A 20,558-nucleotide genomic window follows, 5' to 3' on the forward strand; every position below is an offset into this window, starting at 1 on the left:
TGATGAGCACCATTGATGATACACCGCTGCTCACGCTGAGCGGCATCAGTAAAGGATTTCCGGTAATGACTCCAACTTACTGATAGTGTTTTATGTTCAGATAATGCCCGATGACCTTGTCATGCAGCTCCACCGATTTTGAGAACGACAGTGACTTCCGTCCCAGCCTTGCCAGATGTTGTCTCAGATTCAGGTTATGCCGCTCAATTCGCTGAGTGTAACGCTTGCTGATTACGTGCAGCTTTCCCTTCAGGCGGGATTCATACAGCGGCCAGCCATCCGTCATCCATACCACGACCTCAAAGGCCGACAGCAGGCTCAGAAGACGCTCCAGTGTGGCCAGAGTGCGTTCACCGAAGACGTGCGCCACAACCGTCCTCCGTATCCTGTCATACGCGTAAAACAGCCAGCGCTGACGTGATTTAGCACCGACGTAGCCCCACTGTTCGTCCATTTCAGCGCAGACAATCACATCACTGCCCGGCTGTATGCGCGAGGTTACCGACTGCGGCCTGAGTTTTTTAAGTGACGTAAAATCGTGTTGAGGCCAACGCCCATAATGCGGGCGGTTGCCCGGCATCCAACACCATTCATGGCCATATCAATGATTTTCTGGTGCGTACCGGGTTGAGAAGCGGTGTAAGTGAACTGCAGTTGCCATGTTTTACGGCAGTGAGAGCAGAGATAGCGCTGATGTCCGGCAGTGCTTTTGCCGTTACGCACCACCCCGTCAGTAGCTGAACAGGAGGGACAGCTGATAGAAACAGAAGCCACGGGAGCACCTCAAAAACACCATCATACACTAAATCAGTAAGTTGGCAGCATCACCGGATTTCCCGGCGTAAAAGCGCTGGATAATGTGTCATTCACTATCCGCAAAGGCGAGATTATGGCGCTGCTGGGTGAAAACGGCGCCGGCAAATCAACGCTGATTAAAGTGCTGACCGGCGTCTATTCACGCGATGCCGGTAGCATCACCCTTAACGGAGAAGCAATCACGCCCCACAGTACGGCGGATGCGCAGCGCGCCGGGATCGGTACGGTCTATCAGGAAGTTAACCTGCTGCCAAATATGTCGGTAGCAGATAACCTCTATATCGGCCGTGAGCCAAAGCGCTTTGGCATGGTCGATCGCCGGAAAATGAACCGTGATGCGGATACACTGATGCGCAATTACGGCTTTGCGCTGGATGTGACGCGCCCGCTCGGACATTACTCTGTCGCCATGCAGCAGATTATCGCTATCTGCCGCGCGGTCGATTTGTCGGCACAGATACTGATTCTGGATGAGCCTACGGCCAGTCTGGACGCCAGTGAAGTAGAGATGCTGTTTACGCTCATGGCGCAGCTGCGTGCCAGAGGCATGAGTCTGATCTTTGTAACCCACTTTCTTGACCAGGTCTACCGAATTACCGATCGCATTACCGTGTTGCGCAACGGTCAGTTTATCGCCACGCGTGATACCGCTTCGCTACCGCAGATAGAGCTGATTAAACTGATGCTGGGGCGCGAGCTGCTGGAGACCGCGCTGCAGCGACAGGGCAGCACCCTGCGCAGCGATCAGCCGGTAGTGGCGTTTGAAGATTATGGCAGGAAAGGCACTATTGAACCTTTCAGCCTGCAGGTCAGGCCGGGTGAGGTGGTTGGTCTGGCGGGTCTGCTCGGCTCAGGCCGTACTGAAACCGCAGAGGTGCTGTTTGGCATCCGGCGTGCCGATCGCGGCACCGCGCGTATTAAAGGCAAGCTGCAGACTATTCGCACGCCGGCACAGGCCTCCCGCCTCGGGATGGGATTCTGTCCTGAAGATCGCAAAACGGATGGCATTATTGGTGCGGCTTCCGTGCGCGAGAATATTATTCTGGCGCTGCAGGCGCAGCGCGGCTGGCTGCGTCCGATTAAGCGCCGCGAGCAGCAGGCCATTGCCGAACGTTTCATTAAAAGCCTCGGCATCCGTACGCCGCATGCCGACCAGCCGATTGAGTTGCTGTCAGGCGGCAATCAGCAGAAGGTGCTGCTGTCGCGCTGGCTGGTGACCAAACCGCAGTTTCTGATCCTGGATGAGCCAACGCGCGGCATCGATGTCGGTGCGCACGCTGAGATTATTCGTTTGATCGAGTCGCTCTGCGCGGATGGTCTGGCGCTGCTGGTCATCTCTTCTGAACTGGAAGAGCTGGTTGGCTACGCCGATCGCGTCCTGATTATGCGCGATCTGAAGCAGGTGGCTGAAATCCCACTCGAGCAGCTCTCCGTGGCGTCCATTGTGAACGCGATCGCCGAGGGAGGTGCACAACATGCCTGAATCGTCTATGACACAGTCAAAACCTGAAAGACGTAAGCTGAAGCTGCCTCCGGGTATGCCACAGCTTGTGGCACTGATTCTGGTGCTGCTGATTGACAGCCTGGTGGCGAATAACTTTTTTGCCATTCATATTCAGGATGGTCGTCTGTTTGGCAGCCCGATCGATATTCTGAACCGCGCCGCGCCGGTAGCGCTGCTCGCCGTGGGCATGACGCTGGTCATCGCTACCGGCGGGATCGATCTCTCTGTGGGCGCGGTAATGGCTATTGCGGGCGCAACCGCAGCCACGCTGACCGTTGCCGGACATAGCCTGGGCGTGATTGTGCTGGCAACGCTCGGCACCGGTCTGCTATGTGGTCTGTGGAATGGGGTGCTGGTGGCGCTGCTGAAAATCCAGCCGTTTGTGGCCACGCTTATTCTGATGGTAGCGGGGCGGGGCGTAGCGCAGCTGATTACGCAGGGGCAGATCGTGACGTTTAACAGCGAAAGCCTGGCGTGGTTTGGCAGCGGTTCGCTGCTCTGGTTGCCGGTGCCGGTGTGGATCACGCTGCTGGTGGCGCTGGCTGTCTGGCTGCTGACGCGCAAAACAGCGCTGGGCCTGTTTATCGAAGCGGTAGGTATCAACCTGCGCGCGGCGCGTAACGCAGGCGTTAACGGCTGGCTGGTGGTGATGTCGACCTATGTGATTAGCGGCTTATGTGCAGCGGTGGCCGGGCTGATTGTCGCGGCTGATATCCGGGGTGCTGACGCCAATAACGCCGGCCTGTGGCTGGAGCTGGATGCCATTCTGGCCGTGGTGATTGGCGGAGCCTCGCTGATGGGCGGTCGCTTTAATCTGGTGCTGTCGCTGATTGGCGCACTGATTATCCAGTCGATGAATACCGGGATCCTGTTGTCAGGGTTCCCGCCGGAACTGAACCAGGTGGTGAAAGCGGTGGTTGTGATGTGCGTGCTGCTGCTGCAGTCGCCGCGGTTTATCGCCATGCTGAAGGGGAGGCGTTCAAAATGATAAAGCGTCATTTGCCATTGATGATTACGCTGCTGGTGTTTGTGGCGGGGTATCTGTTCTGTCTGAGCCAGTTTCCGGGCTTCGCATCAACACGGGTTATCTGCAATATTCTGACGGATAACGCTTTTCTTGGCATTATCGCCGTAGGCATGACCTTTGTGATTTTGTCCGGCGGGATCGACCTCTCCGTTGGCGCGGTAATCGCCTTTACCGGCGTGTTTCTGGCCCGCATTATCGGTGATTTCCACCTTGATCCGCTGCTGGCGTTTGCCCTGATTCTTGCGCTGGGGGCGCTGTTTGGCGCCATGATGGGCTGGCTGATTGATGCGCTGAAGATCCCGGCGTTTATTATTACGCTGGCAGGGATGTTTTTTCTGCGCGGCTGCAGTTACCTGGTGTCAGAGAATTCTATTCCGATTGATCATCCTCTTTACGCCACGCTGTCAGGCCTGGCCTGGAAAATCCCCGGCGGCGGGCGGCTGAGCCTGCTGGCGGTAATTATGCTGGTGGTGGTCGCAGGAGGGATTATTCTGGCGCACCGTACCCGGTTCGGAAATCAGGTATACGCCATTGGCGGCAATCTTACCTCGGCGCAGCTGATGGGCGTTTCGACCCGAGCGACGACCATTAAGGTGTATATGCTCTCTACGACGCTGGCGACCCTGGCCGGTATTGTGTTCTCTATCTATACCTCCGCCGGATACGCGCTGGCCGGGCTTGGCGTAGAGCTGGATGCGATTGCTTCGGTAGTGATTGGCGGTACGCTGCTGTCCGGCGGCGTTGGCACCGTGCTCGGCACGCTGTTTGGGGTACTGATTCAGGGACTGATCCAGACGTGGATTAATTTCGACGGCACGCTAAGTTCGTGGTGGACCAAGATTGCTATCGGCATCCTGCTGTTTGCTTTTATTGCGCTGCAGCGCATGTTAACCGTAATGTGGGATCGCCAGCAAAACGCCCCGGTAAAACGCCTCACCCCGTAGGGGAAGCATTTAGCACCATTCTTCCTCGTAGGGGGCGCATTCAGTACCATTCTGCCTCGTAGGGGGCGCATTAATGCGCCCCTGGCCGAGATCGGCTCCCGGGCTATACGCCCCCTGGCCGACTACCACGGTCGGTAAAGCCCGGGGCGATCGCAAAGGAACCCGGCGTCCTGCCGATCGTCCGCGCCATCCCTGGCGCGGACGCTTTGCTCTTCGCCCCGGGCTTCACCGGCCTGCCAGCATTCTCGCTCGTTGCCAGAGCCCAATCTTCACACATCAGGTATCCGCTGCAACCAGGGCGGCATAAATGCCGCCCCTACAGCACAGCATCACCATTCTCCCCGTAGGGGGCGCATTCATGCGCCCCTGACCGAGATCGGCTCCCTGGCCATACGCATTCATGCGCCCCTGGCCGAGATCGGCTCCCTGGCCGGTTTAAACCGGGAATTTCAGGCATTAAAAAGCCGCGACGATGCGCGGCTTAGCGTTGGATCAGTAACCGGAATCAGCGGGCTAAACGGTAATAAACTTCGTTCCAGCGCAGCGCGTCCTTAAACGCAGGCAGGCGGGTTTCTTCATCGATCACCATCACTTCAATTCCGTTCAGTTCGCCGTAGAGATACATATCCTCCAGATCCAGCGCCTGACTGAATACCGTATGGTGCGCACCGCCGCCGAGGATCCACGCTTCTGACGCAGTTGCCAGCGACGGCTGAGCGCGCCACAGCGCGCGGGCAACCGGCAGCTTCGGCAGTGGTTCAGGCTGTTCAATCGCATCCACTACGTTAACCAGCAGGCGGAAACGATCGCCAAGATCAATTACGCTGGCATTGATCGCGCGCCCGGCAGGCGTTGAGAAAATCAGACGCGCCGGATCGGCCTTACCGCCAATTCCCAGGAACTGAACGTCAATCAGCGGCTTCTCCTCTTTGGCAATGGAAGGGCAGACCTCCAGCATGTGCGAACCCAGCACCAGATCGTTACCCGGAGAGAAGTGATAGGTGTAATCCTCCATAAAAGAGGTGCCGCCGGCACGTGCGCCCGCCTGCACTTTGAGAATGTGCAGCAGCGCTGCGGTTTTCCAGTCTCCTTCGCCGGCAAAGCCATAGCCCTGGCCCATCAGACGCTGCACCGCCAGTCCCGGCAGCTGCGTCATACCGTGCAGCGTCTGGAAGTTGGTCGTGAACGCTTTACATCCTTCATCCTCCAGGAAGCGCTTCAGGCCCAACTCAATGCGCGCTGCGTCCAGCACGTTCTGCCGCTTGTTGCCGTTAACGGCTGCCGCCTCGCTGAAAAGATACTGACTTTCATACTCATCGATCAGCGCGCTGACGTCACCGTCGCTGACGCCATTGATCACCTCAACCAGGTCACCCACGCCCCAGCCGTTAACGGCGTAGCCAAACTGGATCTGTGCGGCAACTTTATCGCCTTCGGTTACGGCTACTTCCCGCATATTATCGCCAAAGCGGGCAACCTTAAGCTGCTGGCTGGCCTGTTTTGCCAGCGCGGCGTTGATCCAGCGGCCGATACGCTGCTGGCTGGTGCGATCCTGCCAGTGGCCGGTGATGACGTTATGCTGCAATCCCATGCGGGCGCCGATGAAACCGAACTCGCGGCCGCCGTGTGCGGTCTGGTTCAGGTTCATAAAATCCATATCCATGCTGTCCCACGGGATCTCTGCATTGAACTGAGTATGGAACTGCAGCAGGGGCTTATTCAGAACGCTTAGTCCGCCGATCCACATTTTTGCCGGCGAAAACGTGTGCAGCCAGGTGATGATGCCGACGCACTGATTGTCGTGATTGGCTGCCCGGCAGAGCGCCAGCGCTTCATCCGGCGATTTAACCAGCGGCTGCAGCACCAGCGGCACCGGCAGCGTGCCAGCCTGATTAAGTCCTTCCATCACCTGACGGGCGTGCTCTTCCACCTGGCGCAACGTTTCCGCGCCGTAGAGGTGCTGTGTACCGATAACAAACCACACGTGCTGTGCGTTATGCTGTTCCATTAAACCACTCCTTTACTGTGCGGATAGGGTGCGCGGCGCGTACTGTGGTTCAGCTGCCTCACACCAGTTTTGATAACGTTGATAAAGCTGCTGATATGCCGCTACGCGCTGTGCGTCGGGCTGCAGCGTGACAGCAACCGGGCTGGCCATCACCTGCTGAGCGGCAGGTACGTCGGGATAGACTTCCGCCGCCACGGCCGCAAAAATTGCCGCGCCCAGCGCGCAGCACTCGTCTGAGGCGACAATATCCAGCGGACGGTTCATCACATCACAACACGCCTGCATAATGGCAGGGGACTTGCGGGCGATACCACCCAGCGTCAGGATGCTTTTTACCGGGATCGCCTGCTGCTCAAAACACTCCATAATGGCTCGTGCACCAAAAGCCGTGGCAGCGATCAGGCCGCCAAACAGCGCCGGCGCATCGGTGCCCAGGTTGAGATCGGTAATCACACCTTTCAGCCGCTGGTTTGCATCCGGGGTGCGGCGTCCGTTAAACCAGTCCAGCACCACCGGCAGATGATCGAGCTGCGGATTAGCGGCCCACGCTTCGGTGAGTTCGCGGATCAGATCCTGTTGCAGCGCAGCCAGCTGCGGCTGCAGTTCAGGGTGGCGCTGCGCAGCCTGCTGCAGAGGCCAGCCGAGCAGGCGGCTGAACCAGGCGTAGATATCGCCAAAAGCAGACTGCCCCGCTTCGCAGCCAATAGCGCCGGGAACAACGCTGCCGTCAACCTGGCCACAGATGCCCCGGATAGCGCGATCGCCGACGGTTTCGCTGTCTGCAATCAGAATGTCACAGGTCGATGTACCGATGACTTTAACCAGCGTGTAGGGCTGAGCACCGGCACCAACCGCACCCATATGGCAGTCAAAGGCGCCGCCAGAGATGACCACCTGTTTAGATAACCCAAGACGGGCAGCCCATTCAGCGCTCAGCGTGCCCACCGGCAGGTCCGCGGTCCAGGTATCGGTAAACAGCGGCGAGTCGAGCTGTTCTGTCAGTATCGGATCAAGCGCGTTGAGAAAGGCCACGTCCGGCAGGCCCTGCCACTCCGGATGCCAGAGCGATTTATGCCCGGCGGCGCAGCGTCCGCGGCGCAGCTTATCGGGGGCAGTCGTACCGCTGAGCAGAGCCGGCACCCAGTCGCAGAGTTCAACCCAGGAGACCGCAGCTTCCCGCACGGCAGCATCCTCCCGCGAGACGTGTAAGATTTTGGCCCAGAACCATTCGGATGAGTAAATGCCGCCGATATAGCGGGTGTAGTCGGTAAAGCGTCCGCTGTAACAGAGACGGGTGATCTCTTCAGCTTCCTCAATCGCGGTGTGATCTTTCCACAGCACAAACATGGCGTTGGGATTCGCCGCAAATTCCGGACGCAGCGCCAGTACATTGCCGTTGCGATCGACAGGGGCCGGTGTTGATCCGGTTGTATCCACGCCGATCCCGGCAACCGCGGCGCGCTGCGCGGGCGTTAATGCCTGAATCACGCTGACCAGCGCCTGCTCCAGCGCATCGATATAGTCCTGCGGATGATGACGAAACCGGTTGGCGTGCGCGTCGCAGAACTGGCCCTGCGCCCAGCGCGGATAGTTGACCACCGCTTTTTCCAGCTCTTTGCCGCTGTGGCAGTCAACCGCCAGCGCACGCACTGAGTCACTGCCAAAATCCAGCCCAATTGTTATGGCGCCAGCACCCATCGGGATTCTCCTGTGTGAGTTGTCTGGGTTCTATCCTGCGAGGCAATGCCATAAGCCGTTAGTCATCAGCGGCTGAGAATATGTACTTTTCTGTCATCGGACAGGTTGTGTGATCGGCCGCAAAAGTCAGGCACCGGTTAATTTTGCTGAATATATGGATATTTTTGCCTTCGTTTTGCTATGTGATACCGCTCTACATTTTGCGCCGCGTTTCTCGCTACAACTAGCCCAGCGTTTGCACAGCCTTTCAGCAACTCTTGAGCTAACGCGCTGATTTTGCGCTGTACCCAAAAGCAGAATTCAGATGGTAGCGTTTACATAAAAACGTTAATAACAGCGATAAAACACCATTGTGCCGGAGAGCATCATGCATAAATTCACTAAAGCGCTGGCGGCCGTCAGCCTCGCCGCGGTTATGTCACATTCCGCTATCGCCGAGACGATGAAGCTCGGTTTTCTCGTTAAACAGCCAGAGGAGCCGTGGTTCCAGACCGAATGGAAATTTGCCGACAAAGCGGGCAAAGATCTGGGTTTTGAGGTGATTAAAATTGCTGTACCGGATGGTGAAAAAACGCTTAACGCCATCGACAGCCTGGCGGCCAGCGGCGCAAAAGGTTTTGTCATCTGCACCCCCGATCCCAAACTCGGTTCGGCCATTATGGCAAAGGCGCGCAGCTACGATTTGAAAGTGATCGCGGTAGATGACCAGTTTGTCACAGCGAAAGGCAAGCCAATGGAGACTGTTCCGCTGGTGATGATGGCGGCCACGAAGATCGGCGAACGCCAGGGTCAGGAACTCTATAAAGAGATGCAGAAGCGCGGCTGGGACGTGAAAGTGACCGCGGTGATGGCGATCACTGCTAACGAGCTGGATACGGCGCGTCGTCGTACCGGCGGCTCTATGGCGGCCATTAAAGCAGCAGGCTTCCCTGAGAAGCAGATTTATCAGGTTCCTACCAAATCCAACGATATCCCCGGCGCGTTTGATGCCGGTAACTCCCTGCTGGTGCAGCACCCGGAAGTCAAACACTGGCTGATTGTCGGTATGAACGATAACACCGTGCTGGGCGGCGTGCGCGCCACAGAAGGTCAGGGCTTTAAAGCAGCAGATGTGATTGGTATCGGCATCAACGGCGTGGATGCGATCAGCGAACTCTCTAAAGGCTCTGCGACCGGTTTCTATGGTTCGCTGCTGCCCAGCCCGGACGTTCACGGTTATAAGAGCAGCCAGATGCTCTACAACTGGGTCACTAAAGGCGAAGAGCCCGCCAGATTTACTGAGGTGACAGATGTGGTGCTGATCACCCGCGATAACTTCAAAACCGAACTGGCGAAGAAAGGATTGATGTAACGCACAGGGTGCGCATTTATGCGCACCTGAAATCCGACAGGCACTATCAGGAGTATCCATGGAGACCGATCAGGCATTTCTCTCTTTTCATGGCATCAGCAAAACCTTTCCTGGCGTAAAAGCCCTGCAGGATATCGGTTTTGAGTGCCGCGCCGGTGAGGTGCACGCGCTGATGGGCGAAAACGGCGCGGGAAAATCGACGCTGCTGAAAATTCTCAGCGGCAGCTACCAGCCCACGAGCGGTGAAATCCGCATCAAAGGCGAGGCGAAGCGCTTCAGTAATACGGTTGAGGCGCTGGATGCCGGCGTGGCCATTATCTACCAGGAGCTACACCTGGTGCCGGAAATGAGCGTGGCAGAGAATATCTATCTCGGCCAGCTGCCGCATAAACGCGGCCTGGTAAACCGCAAGCTGCTGCGCTACGAAGCGGGCCTGCAGCTGAAAAATCTCGGGATGGATATCGATCCCGGCATGCCGCTGAAATATCTGTCGCTGGGGCAGTGGCAGATGGTGGAGATCGCCAAGGCGCTGGCGCGCAACGCCCGCATTATCGCCTTTGATGAGCCGACCAGCTCACTCTCAGCCCGTGAAATTGAGCATCTGTTTCGCGTTATCCGTCAGCTGCGCGCTGAAGGACGGGTGGTGCTTTATGTATCGCACCGCATGGAGGAGATTTTTGCCCTGAGCGATGCGATTACCGTGTTTAAAGATGGCCGCTATGTGCGCACCTTTACGGATATGCCCAATACCCATCATGACGATCTGGTCGAGGCGATGGTCGGGCGCAACCTGGGTGACATCTATGGCTATGCGCCCCGCGAGCTGGGCGCCGTGCGTCTTCAGCTCGACCAGGTCGAGGCGAAAGGGGTGCGCATGCCCATCTCGTTCAGCGTGCGCGCCGGAGAAATTGTAGGACTGTTTGGTCTGGTGGGCGCCGGACGCAGCGAGCTGATGAAAGGGCTGTTTGGCGCCACGCAGCTGCGTAGCGGCACGGTTTCACTTGATGGCAGGCCGCTCGCGATCCGTCAGCCGATCGACGCCATCCGGGCGGGCATTATGCTCTGTCCCGAAGATCGTAAAGCGGAAGGCATCATTCCGGTGCACTCCGTGCGGGAGAACATCAATATCAGCGCGCGGCGGCATAACCTCACGGCGGGTTGCCTGATCAGGCCCGGCTGGGAGGCGAAAAATGCAGAAAGCCACATCCGTTCGCTCAATATCAAAACGCCTGGCCCGCACCAGCTGATCATGAATCTCTCCGGTGGCAACCAGCAAAAGGCCATTCTGGGCCGCTGGCTCTCAGAAGAGATGAACGTGATCATGCTGGATGAGCCGACGCGCGGTATTGACGTTGGCGCAAAACATGAGATCTACAACCTGATTTATCAACTGGCAGGCAAAGGGATTGCGGTGCTGTTTGCATCGAGCGATCTGCCCGAAGTCATGGGCCTCGCCGACCGCATTATTGTCATGCGCGAAGGTGAAATTGCCGGAGAACTGACGCACGACACGGCAACCGAACAGCTGACGCTCAGTCTGGCGATGCCGAAAACCCCTCAAACGGCCGCCGTGGCCTGATGTACAGGAGAGCAACAATGGCTTCATCTACCACTTCCAACACGCCACCGGTGCAGCGCAGCGGCCTGCAGCTGGGGCGTATCTGGGATAATTTCGGCATGCTGGTGGTTTTTGCACTGCTGTTTATTGTCTGCGCCATTTTTGTGCCGAACTTCGGCACCTTTATCAATATGAAAGGGCTGGGCCTGGCGATGTCGATGTCCGGCATGGTGGCCTGCGGCATGCTGTTTTGCCTGGCATCGGGCGACTTTGATCTCTCCATCGCCTCGGTTATCGCCTGCGCCGGCGTAGTGACGGCGGTGGTGATCAACATGACCGAAAGCCTGTGGATTGGCGTGGCTGCCGGGCTGCTGCTTGGCATGGCAACCGGTTTTGTTAACGGATTTGTTATCGCCCGGCTGAAAATTAATGCCCTGATCACCACGCTGGCAACGATGCAGATTGTGCGCGGCCTGGCCTATATCTTCTCTGACGGTAAAGCGGTAGGGATTGAAGATGAGCGCTTTTTTGCGCTGGGCTATGCCAACTGGCTCGGCGTGCCGGCGCCTATCTGGCTCACGATTGCCACCATGATCGCGTTTGGCTTCCTGCTGAATAAAACCACCTTTGGCCGCAACACGCTGGCGATTGGCGGCAATGAAGAAGCCGCCCGGCTGGCTGGCGTGCCGGTGGTGCGGACCCGCATCATTATCTTTATCCTTTCCGGGCTGGTTTCAGCGGCGGCGGGCATTATTCTGGCCTCGCGCATGACCAGCGGTCAGCCCATGACCTCGCTGGGCTATGAGCTGATTGTGATCTCTGCCTGCGTGCTGGGCGGCGTCTCGCTGAAAGGCGGCATCGGTAAAATTTCATATGTGGTGGCGGGGGTTCTGATCCTGGGTACCGTAGAGAATGCGATGAATTTACTGAATATCTCGCCATTCTCACAGTATGTCGTGCGTGGTCTGATACTGTTAGCCGCAGTGATTTTCGATCGCTACAAACAGAAAAACAGAGCCGTTTGATTCCGTCGGCGCAACGGGTGTTGCGCCGCGCGTCATGCAGAGAGTGAGGGCACTATGTACCATCGCGAACCCCCCAGTGAACAACAGAACCCCCTGCTGCCGGGCTATCCGTTTAACGCCTGGCTGGTCGCGGGACTCACGCCGATTAACGCGCAGGAGCCGCTCGATTTTTTTATCGACCGCCCGCTGGGGATGAAGGGCTATATTCTTAACCTCACCATTCGCGGTAAAGGCCGGGTTTTTGACGGCGAATCCGCCTTTGACTGTGAGCCGGGCGATCTGCTGCTGTTTCAGCCGAAAACACCCCATTATTATGGACGGTCGCCCGACAGCCCGTGCTGGCACCATCGCTGGGTCTATTTCCGGCCGCGCGCCTACTGGATTGACTGGCTGGAGTGGCAGGAGCAGAAGCAGGGCGTGGGCCGGCTGCGCCTGACTGAAGCGTTATGCGGCGAGTTTGATCGCCTGTTTGCCAGTATTGAGCAGACCCACAATTCCGGTCGCCGCTTTGCTGAAGAGCTGGCCATGAACCTGCTGGAGCGTCTGCTGCTGCGCGCGGTGGAAGAGGATCCGCGCAGCCATCAGCAGATTCGCGATCCGCGCGTAATTGAAGCCTGCCAGTACGTGACCAACCATCTTGCCAGCGAAGTCAAAATTGAGGAGGTGGCACGGCATGTCTGTTTATCTCCTTCGCGGCTGGCGCATCTGTTTCGCGAACAGATGGGCATTAATCTGCTGCGCTGGCGAGAAGACCAGCGGGTGATCCGCGCCAAGCTGCTGCTGCAGACCACGCAGGAGCCTATCGCCTCCGTGGGGCGGGAAGTGGGCTATGACGATCAGCTCTACTTTTCACGCGTGTTTCGCAAACGCACAGGCGTCAGCCCGAGTGATTTTCGCCGCCGCAGCCAGGATGCGCACGACGCGCTTGAAGCACAGCAGAACTGGCCGGAACCCGGCCGGGCGATCTCTTTCAGCTGATTCCGCCTTGTTCTCACCGGCTGATTCGTCTTAAATCAGTCGGGTATATGACAAAAGGAGTGAGAATGAGCGATAAACTACGTGTCGGCCTGATAGGCTATGGCTTTGCCAGTAAAACCTTTCATGCCCCTTTAATCGCCGGAACAGCTGAAATGGAACTGGCAGCGATCTCCAGCAGCGATGCCGGTAAAGTGCACGCTGACTGGCCCTCTGTACAGGTCGTTGCCGATCCGCAGGCGCTGCTGGACGATCCCACCCTGCAGCTGATTATGATCCCCACCCCCAATGACACCCACTTTCCGCTGGCCAAAGCGGCCCTGAATGCCGGCAAGCATGTGGTCGTCGACAAGCCTTTTACCGTCACGCTCTCGCAGGCGCGTGAGCTTGATCAGCTGGCAAAATCGAAAGGGCTGCTGCTGTCGGTCTTCCATAACCGCCGCTGGGACAGCGATTTTCTGACGCTAAAAACGCTGCTCGGCGAGGGCACGCTGGGCGAGGTACGCTATCTGGAGTCGCATTTTGACCGCTTCCGCCCGGAAGTGCGCCAGCGCTGGCGCGAAATGAAAGGACCGGGCAGCGGTATCTGGTTTGACCTCGGCCCGCACGTGCTGGATCAGGCGCTGCAGCTGTTTGGCATGCCGGTGGCGATCAACGTGGACATGGCAGAGCTGCGCCCTGGCGCGCAAACCACTGACTACTTTCATGCGGTGCTGACCTATCCGACGCGTCGCGTGGTGCTACACGCCAGCATGCTGGTGGCAGCAGAGTCACCGCGCTTTGTGGTACACGGCACGCGTGGCAGCTACGTAAAGTATGGCCTCGATCCGCAGGAGGATCGTCTGAAATCGGGTGCCAGACCGCCGCAGCAGGAGTGGGGCTACGACATGCGCAACGGCACGCTGACGCTGGCAGAAGGCGATATGCTGGTGGAGCAGGAGCTGCTGACGCAGCCGGGTAACTATCCGGCCTACTATGCGGCAATCCGCGATGCGATAGCCGGCACGGGGCAGAACCCGGTGCGGGCTGAAGAGGCGATACAGGTCATGGAGCTGATTGAGCTGGGTCTGCAGTCTGCAGAGAAGCGTCAGACGATGTCACCACGCTGATGTTGCGCGCCGCCCAGCGGCGGCGCGTGTTCAGCCTTAGCCCGCTACGCGCTGGCGCAGCGCCGTTTTCTCCGCTTCGCTCAGAAACGCAATCGCCACGCCATTCTCCTGCGCCTGGCGGATCTCTGCCGCAGAGAGGCCGGCTGCAGGGGCCGCCACCTCATATTCATGCGCCAGCTCCACGCCCTGAACCGCCGGATCGTCAGTATTCAGCGTGGCCAGAATGCCATGCTGCAGAAACGCTTTCAGCGGGTGTTTCTCCAGCGAGGAGACGGTGCTGGTCTGAATGTTTGAGGTCAGGCAGGATTCGATGCCGATGCGCTGCTCAGCCAGGAAATCCATCAGCGCACGATCCTCTATCGCTTTAACGCCGTGACCGATACGCTCCGCGCCCAGTTCACGAATCGCCTGCCAGATACTCTCCGGACCCGCCGCTTCGCCGGCGTGTACGGTAATACGGAAGCCAGCGTCACGCGCCCGGTTGAAGTGGCTCAGGAACTCACTGCCGGGGAAGCCCAGCTCATCGCCGGCCAGATCCACGGCGGTGATACCGTCGCGATGGGCCAGTAATCCTTCCAGCTCGCGCAGGCACGCCTCTTCGCCAAAGGTGCGGCTCATAATGCCAATCAGATTAACATCCACACCGTACTGCTTCACGCCTGCGCGTACGCCGTCAATCACCGCTTCTGTCACGCCCGCCACCGGCAGGTTATGGGTCATCGCCATATAGCCCGGCGAGAAGCGCAGTTCTGCATAGTGAATACCGGCACGCGCCGCATCTTCGACATTTTCCAGCGCAATGCGGCGGCAGGCGTCAAGATCGCCCAGCACTTTGACGCCCCAGTCGAGCTTTTGCAGAAAACTCACCAGATCGGGCTCGTTCGCGGTGACCTGCACGTGGGGACGCAGCGCGTCAAGAGAGCTGGCGGGCAGAGAGAGATTAAACTGGCGGCCGAGATCGAGAATAGTTTGGGCGCGGATATTGCCATCAAGGTGGCGGTGAATATCGGTAAGAGGAAGCTGCTGGTCGATCATGGCGCACTCGCTTGTCAGGAATAAAGTGCAGAGCATTATAAAAATATCTTGCGCAACTGCGCCAGCGATTTGCGCAAAGCAGGGTGCAGATGGTGAATATTAAAGCGGTAAAGCGCCGCTTCTTCCCGCAGGATGAAGCGGCGCACAGTGCCGGTTACTGCGGCATGCCTTCACTGGTTGGCATACCCAGCATATAGCGGGAGAGGAACTGCTCCAGTGACATCTTGTCGCCGTTCATCGTTACCTGCCCGTTTGCATACTGCAGGCTGGTCACAATGTTATTATCCTGCTGCTGCGTCAGACGGAACATCTGGCCCATCGCAGCCACGCCTTTGACCTGCTGATCCGCCAGCTTCTGCGCATCATCGCCCTGATATCCTTCGGCCAGGCCGACATGACGCATCGCTTCTGTCGCCATCGGCATATTGATATTCAGTTTGCCATCCAGCGTTTTCAGCATGCGATCTACCGCGGCACCCAGGCTCTGCGCCTCGCCGCTGACGGCGGCCGGATCGTTGAAGCCGATATTCAGGTTGAACGTGCTCTCACCCTTATCATTTTTCCAGCTCAGCGGGGCAATGCTGACCGCCGGCGCACCTTTCAGCAGCAGCGGCAGATTGTTACGCAGAATGGTCTGCACGCTGGCCTGATAGCGAATCGGATCGTCGGCAACACCCGGCTGGCGCAGCAGATCCTGCATCTGCGCGTTGTAGGTGTCGGAGAAGGTTTTCACCGCCTGGGCATCAAACTGCGAAAACTTCATCGCCAGACGCGCTTCACCAAACGGCTGCTGCTGCAGGTTGATATCGCCCACTTTATAATCGATAGTGCCGCCAATCTTGCCCTCTTTATTATCAAAAGAGGATTTGCCGTCAATTTTCTGCAGCGTCATTCCCTGCTGGCCGTTGATGCTGGCTTCCAGTTTATCCAGCGTGATGGTCTGATCGCCCACGCGCACGCCTTCCGGACTCAGGTGAGTATCACCGCCCAGCGCCAGACCGTTAAGCGTAAACAGCACCGGCTGCTCCAGCTGGTTTTTACTGGTGACGGCGATGCTGGAGAACTCACCTTTCAGACTGACTTTATCGCCTTTGCTGTCGGCGCTGACGTCGAGCTTGCCGCCGTTGGTGGCCAGCCGGTCACCGGTCTGCGCGTTGCTGTAATCCACCGGCAGCAGCGTCAGTGCAGTGTCGGTAGCCCCGCTGTAGCCAATGCGCGTATCGGCGGCAACCAGTGATTTACTGTCGGTCAGCGCGAACAGCTTTTTCACCGCATCGGTATTGGCAAGCTCGGAATGCACCGAGGCCATCGCGGGCAGAATATTACCGCGCTTCAGTTGCGCAAACGGGAAAGGACCGTGATCGATGGTCTCATTCAGCACAATGGTCTGGCCCGGCTTAAGCAGCGGATTATCCACCGTTTGGGAGCTCGCCTGCACAACCAGTTTCGTGCTGCTGCTGAACAGGCCGCGCTGATAGTCCTGATAGCTCAGCGTCAGGCGGCTGTTGGGGGACCAGGCGTTAATCTGGCTGTTGGCCTGTTGCAGCATCTCATCCTTGTGGCTCTCAATCTGCTTGCCGGTAAACCACGCTGCGCCGGTCCAAACCACACCGAGCGCGACAATCACACCTGCTGCAACCTGAGTCTTTTTCATCGCTGAGTCATCCTTATCCTTGCGTCCGCGTCCCGTCGGGGTGACGCGCCGGGTGAAGAAAAACGCCCGCAGGCGTTTAAAGTAATAGTCTGAAAGAATAGCAGTTAACGCGCGCAGCGTCAGCCGTCTGCAGTAAGCATACTGAAGACGCGCGCCAGGCGTCCGCTGCCTGAGGCCGCAACCGGGGGCTCGCTGGCGGCGACAAAACAGGATTCGCCTGGCTGCAGGACAAGCTGGCTATCCGCGCTGGCGAGCCGCGCTTCTCCCTCAATACAGAACAGCAGGGCGGCGCTGGCCGGTGCCAGCGGCTGCGCTACGGCAGAAAGCAGGTGGATGGCAAAGGAAAAATCATTAACCGGCACCGGGAAACAGAGCGCCTGCGCATCGCGCTCAGGCTGCAGCCGCAGCGTATCGGCGGCGCAGGGGGTAAAGTTCAGGTTAGCCAGCAGCTCCGGCATATCGATAAATTTTGGCGTCAGGCCGGCGCGCAGCACATTATCTGAGTTAGCCATGACCTCGAGTGCAGTGCCCTGCAGGTAAGCGTGCGGCGTGCCGGCAGAGAGAAACATCGCTTCGCCGGGCTGCAGCAGCAGCAGGTTAAGCAGCAGTGGTGCAAACAGGCCGTTATCATCCGGGTAATCAGCCGCCAGCTGCCGCACAGTCAGCCACGGCTCCTCATCGTGTGCCGCAGCCGCTGAACAGAGGATCGCCAGCGCGCGCCTTTTTTCATCCCCCTGCAGCGAGAACAGCGTGGCAAACAGGCGGGCAAGGGCGTCCGGGCTGGCCTGCTCAATAAAGTGCCCGATTTGCGGATGGGCGCCCGCTACCGCGCTCAGCAGCGATACCATTTCGGGCCGCTCGCGGAAGCCGTTCAGCGCCTGAAAAGGGGTCAGCGCATAGAGCAGTTCCGGTTTATGGCTGGCATCTTTATAGCTGCGCTGCGGCGCATCCACCGCAATGCCGGCTGCATTTTCACGGGCAAAACCGGCGGCAGCTGCGCGCTTATCGGGATGCGCCTGCACCGAGAGCGCTTTCGCCGCGCAGAGCACTTTGAACAGAAACGGCAGTTCACCGAACCGGTCGGCAACGGCGCTTCCCAGCATGGCGACCGGATCGCGCGCAATGAAATCGCGCAGCGAGGCGTGCCGGCCGTCAACAATCAGCGTGGACGGGCTTTTCGGATGCGCGCCCATCCACAGCTCTGCCAGCGGCCGGCCCTGCGGATCGGCAATACCATAAAGTTCCGTTAACGCCGTTGTGCTGCCCCAGTCGTAGTACTGCAGTGAGTTGTTCAATTTATGCATGTTGCGCCCTCAGCTGAACAGTTATTGCCCAGTAAAGCAGAAAATTTCAGCAATTAGCGCGACCTGTGTGCAGGAAACGCGATGTGCCCGCATACTGTTTTATTGATTCGGATAACAATCCGGCCTGAAGCGGGGCGGTAAGAGGCCGCGCCCGGGGATTGCTTTCACTACTGAGAAAGGAGAAGAGGGCTATGGCAGCCAGTCGCACTGAAAAAGATTCAATGGGTCCTGTTGATGTGCCGGCAGATAAACTCTGGGGCGCACAGACGCAACGCTCGCTGGAGCATTTTCGTATCTCAACCGAGAAAATGCCGGTTGAGCTGGTCCGCGCGCTGGCGCAGACCAAGCGGGCAGCGGCAGAGGTTAACCGCGATCTGCAGCTGCTGCCGGACGATCGCGCGACAGCAATTATCCGCGCGGCGGATGAAGTGCTGGCAAACCAGCACGCCGATCAGTTTCCGCTGGCGATCTGGCAGACCGGCTCCGGCACGCAGACCAATATGAATATGAATGAAGTCCTGGCTAACCGCGCGAGCGAGATCCTCGGCGGCGAGCGCGGTATGGCGCGGCTGGTGCACCCTAATGATGATGTCAATAAAAGCCAGAGCTCTAACGACGTTTTTCCTACCGCTATGCACGTGGCGGCCGTTACGGCACTGCGCGAGCAGCTCATTCCGCAGCTGGAGGTGCTGAAAACCACGCTGGCCGGTAAAGCGGATGCATTCAGTGATATTGTGAAAATTGGCCGTACGCACCTGCAGGATGCCACGCCGCTGACGCTGGGACAGGAGATCACAGGCTGGGTGGCGATGCTGGAGCATAATCTGAAGCACGTTGAAAACAGCATTCCCCATCTGACCGAGCTGGCGCTGGGCGGCACCGCCGTAGGCACCGGCCTGAATACGCATCCTGAATATGCCGTCCGCGTGGCGCAGGCGCTGGCCGCGCTGACCGGTCAGCCGTTCATCACCGCACCCAATAAATTTGAAGCGCTGGCGACCTGCGATGCGCTGGTGCACGCGCACGGCGCGCTGAAAGGTCTGGCGGCGTCGCTAATGAAAATTGCCAACGACGTCCGCTGGCTCTCATCCGGCCCGCGCTGCGGCATCGGCGAAATCAGTATCCCGGAAAATGAGCCGGGCAGCTCCATTATGCCGGGCAAAGTCAATCCGACCCAGTGCGAGGCGATGACCATGCTCTGCTGTCAGGTGCTGGGTAACGACGTAGCGATCAATATGGGCGGCGCGTCCGGCAACTTTGAGCTGAACGTATTCCGTCCTATGGTCATCCATAACTTCCTGCAGTCGGTGCGGCTGCTGGCCGACGGCATGGACAGCTTTAATCATCACTGTGCAACCGGTATTGAACCGGTGCGGGAGCGTATCGATCAGCTGCTGAATGAGTCGCTGATGCTGGTGACCGCGCTGAACACGCACATTGGCTATGATAAAGCAGCCGAAATTGCCAAAAAGGCCCATAAAGAGGGGCTGACGCTTAAAGCAGCCGCGCTGCAGCTCGGTTATCTCGATGAGGCGCAGTTTGATGCCTGGGTGCGCCCGGAAGAGATGGTTGGCAGCATGAAAGCGTAATCCTGCAGGTGGCGGCCGCTTCATCAGGCGAGGCGGTCGCTCCAGAGGTGCAGGCGCGGGATGATCAGATGCAGCGGCTGCGCCAGCGGCTTATAGCGGTGGGCGATATTCTCTGCATCATAATCCAGCAGTTCGCCCAGCACCGGCACCTGGGTTTTATCACGACACAGCACCAGCAGCGGAGAGGGGCAGGCCAGCTGCGTCTGTTTCTTTTCACTGGCGCGCCAGACGCGGGCAATAGGCTGCACTTTAACCGGCCGCTTGATTTTCAGCTTTGCGCCTGCGGGCAGCGATCGCACCAGTTCCAGCTCCAGCTGCACTTTTTCTGCCCACTGCTCACGCGTCCAGGGAGCCTGAGCGCGATTCGCTTTCAGGCTGCGTTCCAGCTGCTCAATAACGGCTTCCCGCGTCAGATTTTTAATAATGTTTTTGTTCGCCCAGCCAAAGCGCAGCGTATCCGGCGCATTGAGCAGGGGCACGCTGCGATAGGCGTTCAGCGTAATCAGCCCGCGCAGATGCTGATGCACAAATTCAAAGCGGGCCTCGCTCGGCAAGCCGGACTCTACGGTGATGAGCTGCTCCAGCCGCTGTTTAAGCGCGTTGATTTCGCTGACCTGCTGCGTGATCTGCTCAGCGGCCTGCTCGTCCGCCTCAATACAGATTGCTCCCGGCAGCCGCACGGCCGCTTTGGTACTGATCTTTTCTGACTGATGCTGCATAAACAGCCGGCAGTAGTGGGTGAGGGCCATCTCACGCGCGCTTTTGCCCAGATGCTGCGTCACCGCTATTTTGTCAATCTCATCATGTTCGTGCCCTTTTTCAATTGCCGGCAGGCTGAACACGCGCGCCACCAGCAGCGGCTGCTGCTCAATGCTGGTGCGCAGCGCACCAAGGCGCTGTTCCAGCGTGTTAACGCACTCATGTAAATCAGCGACTAAATCGTAGCGAGCCATAATCTTCT

At 58.3% G+C, this 20,558-nt stretch carries 16 protein-coding genes; 9 read left to right on the top strand and 7 right to left on the bottom strand.

From position 1 onward, the window contains the following. Positions 1 to 76: 76 nt before the first annotated feature. A protein-coding gene (locus LAC65_RS07080; RefSeq protein WP_223429336.1) for an IS1 family transposase occupies positions 77 to 774 on the bottom strand; the annotation gives its coding sequence in 2 pieces (ribosomal slippage) (positions 77 to 525 and positions 525 to 774; 699 coding nt in all). A gap of 49 nt (positions 775 to 823) precedes the next feature. Between LAC65_RS07080 and LAC65_RS07085 the strand changes: the two genes are divergently transcribed. The 3 genes from LAC65_RS07085 to yjfF are packed head-to-tail and all read left to right on the top strand — an operon-like array spanning position 824 to position 4,291. After that, the gene (locus LAC65_RS07085) at positions 824 to 2,299 is read left to right on the top strand and encodes a sugar ABC transporter ATP-binding protein (protein WP_052246486.1); all 1,476 of its coding nucleotides are present in this window, start codon (positions 824 to 826) and stop codon (positions 2,297 to 2,299) included. After that, on the top strand, positions 2,292 to 3,308 hold the full coding sequence (gene ytfT, locus LAC65_RS07090) for a galactofuranose ABC transporter, ATP-binding protein YtfT (protein ID WP_039384208.1): 1,017 nt from the start codon (positions 2,292 to 2,294) through the stop codon (positions 3,306 to 3,308). The genes LAC65_RS07085 and ytfT overlap by 8 nt, the downstream gene beginning before the upstream one ends. Beyond that, positions 3,305 to 4,291, top strand: a complete 987-nt coding sequence (gene yjfF / locus LAC65_RS07095; protein ID WP_039384209.1) for a galactofuranose ABC transporter, permease protein YjfF — start codon at positions 3,305 to 3,307, stop codon at positions 4,289 to 4,291. Before ytfT ends, yjfF begins: the two co-directional genes overlap by 4 nt. Positions 4,292 to 4,796: 505 nt before the next feature. Here the strand turns inward: yjfF and araA are convergent. Both araA and LAC65_RS07105 read right to left on the bottom strand, forming a co-directional pair. Beyond that, positions 4,797 to 6,299: an L-arabinose isomerase gene (araA, locus tag LAC65_RS07100; protein WP_039384213.1), complete on the bottom strand. Its 1,503-nt coding sequence runs from the start codon at positions 6,297 to 6,299 to the stop codon at positions 4,797 to 4,799. Between the two features lie 12 nt (positions 6,300 to 6,311). Beyond that, a complete protein-coding gene (locus LAC65_RS07105) occupies positions 6,312 to 7,997 on the bottom strand; it encodes a ribulokinase (protein WP_039384214.1) in 1,686 nt (561 codons plus the stop codon). Between the two features lie 367 nt (positions 7,998 to 8,364). Between LAC65_RS07105 and LAC65_RS07110 the strand changes: the two genes are divergently transcribed. The 5 genes from LAC65_RS07110 to LAC65_RS07130 all read left to right on the top strand — a co-directional run bounded on the left by LAC65_RS07110 (position 8,365) and on the right by LAC65_RS07130 (position 14,015). Then, complete coding sequence (locus tag LAC65_RS07110) at positions 8,365 to 9,348, top strand: arabinose ABC transporter substrate-binding protein (protein ID WP_039384216.1); 984 nt, start codon at positions 8,365 to 8,367, stop codon at positions 9,346 to 9,348. Positions 9,349 to 9,406: 58 nt separating this feature from the next. After that, complete coding sequence (gene araG / locus LAC65_RS07115) at positions 9,407 to 10,927, top strand: L-arabinose ABC transporter ATP-binding protein AraG (protein WP_039384218.1); 1,521 nt, start codon at positions 9,407 to 9,409, stop codon at positions 10,925 to 10,927. Positions 10,928 to 10,944: 17 nt separating this feature from the next. Then, the gene (gene araH, locus LAC65_RS07120) at positions 10,945 to 11,931 is read left to right on the top strand and encodes an L-arabinose ABC transporter permease AraH (protein WP_039384220.1); all 987 of its coding nucleotides are present in this window, start codon (positions 10,945 to 10,947) and stop codon (positions 11,929 to 11,931) included. A 54-nt stretch (positions 11,932 to 11,985) separates the two neighbouring features. After that, entirely contained in the window at positions 11,986 to 12,909 is a 924-nt protein-coding gene (gene araC / locus LAC65_RS07125; RefSeq protein WP_039384223.1) for an arabinose operon transcriptional regulator AraC, read from the top strand. A gap of 65 nt (positions 12,910 to 12,974) precedes the next feature. Beyond that, positions 12,975 to 14,015, top strand: coding sequence for an oxidoreductase (locus LAC65_RS07130; RefSeq protein WP_039384225.1), 1,041 nt, complete (start codon positions 12,975 to 12,977; stop codon positions 14,013 to 14,015). Between the two features lie 36 nt (positions 14,016 to 14,051). On the opposite strand, the gene add is transcribed toward LAC65_RS07130, so the two are convergent. The 3 genes from add to manA form a co-directional block, all read right to left on the bottom strand. Further along, on the bottom strand, positions 14,052 to 15,050 hold the full coding sequence (gene add / locus LAC65_RS07135) for an adenosine deaminase (RefSeq protein ID WP_039384227.1): 999 nt from the start codon (positions 15,048 to 15,050) through the stop codon (positions 14,052 to 14,054). Positions 15,051 to 15,204: 154 nt separating this feature from the next. Then, positions 15,205 to 16,704 carry a YdgA family protein gene (locus LAC65_RS07140; RefSeq protein WP_224144850.1) on the bottom strand — a complete coding sequence of 500 codons (1,500 nt, stop codon included), beginning with the start codon at positions 16,702 to 16,704 and terminating at the stop codon, positions 15,205 to 15,207. Positions 16,705 to 16,823: 119 nt separating this feature from the next. Further along, on the bottom strand, positions 16,824 to 18,008 hold the full coding sequence (gene manA / locus LAC65_RS07145) for a mannose-6-phosphate isomerase (RefSeq protein ID WP_039384230.1): 1,185 nt from the start codon (positions 18,006 to 18,008) through the stop codon (positions 16,824 to 16,826). A gap of 191 nt (positions 18,009 to 18,199) precedes the next feature. On the opposite strand from manA, the gene fumC reads away from it, so the two are divergent. Then, positions 18,200 to 19,597 (top strand): class II fumarate hydratase, encoded by a 1,398-nt coding sequence (gene fumC / locus LAC65_RS07150; protein ID WP_039384231.1) that lies wholly within the window; start codon positions 18,200 to 18,202, stop codon positions 19,595 to 19,597. Positions 19,598 to 19,620: 23 nt separating this feature from the next. Here the strand turns inward: fumC and tus are convergent, their stop codons facing one another. Next, entirely contained in the window at positions 19,621 to 20,550 is a 930-nt protein-coding gene (gene tus / locus LAC65_RS07155) for a DNA replication terminus site-binding protein (protein ID WP_039384232.1), read from the bottom strand. Positions 20,551 to 20,558: the final 8 nt, after the last annotated feature.

The sequence above is a fragment of the Pantoea eucrina genome (assembly GCF_020079945.1).
GTDB lineage: Bacteria > Pseudomonadota > Gammaproteobacteria > Enterobacterales > Enterobacteriaceae > Pantoea > Pantoea eucrina.

Coding starts and splice junctions, on each gene's coding strand:
- ytfT (WP_039384208.1), top strand. CDS start 2,292: ATGCCTGAATCGTCTATGACACAGTCAAAACCTGAAAGACGTAAGCTG.
- yjfF (WP_039384209.1), top strand. CDS start 3,305: ATGATAAAGCGTCATTTGCCATTGATGATTACGCTGCTGGTGTTTGTG.
- araA (WP_039384213.1), bottom strand. CDS start 6,299: ATGGAACAGCATAACGCACAGCACGTGTGGTTTGTTATCGGTACACAG.
- LAC65_RS07105 (WP_039384214.1), bottom strand. CDS start 7,997: ATGGGTGCTGGCGCCATAACAATTGGGCTGGATTTTGGCAGTGACTCA.
- LAC65_RS07110 (WP_039384216.1), top strand. CDS start 8,365: ATGCATAAATTCACTAAAGCGCTGGCGGCCGTCAGCCTCGCCGCGGTT.
- araG (WP_039384218.1), top strand. CDS start 9,407: ATGGAGACCGATCAGGCATTTCTCTCTTTTCATGGCATCAGCAAAACC.
- araH (WP_039384220.1), top strand. CDS start 10,945: ATGGCTTCATCTACCACTTCCAACACGCCACCGGTGCAGCGCAGCGGC.
- araC (WP_039384223.1), top strand. CDS start 11,986: ATGTACCATCGCGAACCCCCCAGTGAACAACAGAACCCCCTGCTGCCG.
- LAC65_RS07130 (WP_039384225.1), top strand. CDS start 12,975: ATGAGCGATAAACTACGTGTCGGCCTGATAGGCTATGGCTTTGCCAGT.
- add (WP_039384227.1), bottom strand. CDS start 15,050: ATGATCGACCAGCAGCTTCCTCTTACCGATATTCACCGCCACCTTGAT.
- LAC65_RS07140 (WP_224144850.1), bottom strand. CDS start 16,704: ATGAAAAAGACTCAGGTTGCAGCAGGTGTGATTGTCGCGCTCGGTGTG.
- manA (WP_039384230.1), bottom strand. CDS start 18,008: ATGCATAAATTGAACAACTCACTGCAGTACTACGACTGGGGCAGCACA.
- fumC (WP_039384231.1), top strand. CDS start 18,200: ATGGCAGCCAGTCGCACTGAAAAAGATTCAATGGGTCCTGTTGATGTG.
- tus (WP_039384232.1), bottom strand. CDS start 20,550: ATGGCTCGCTACGATTTAGTCGCTGATTTACATGAGTGCGTTAACACG.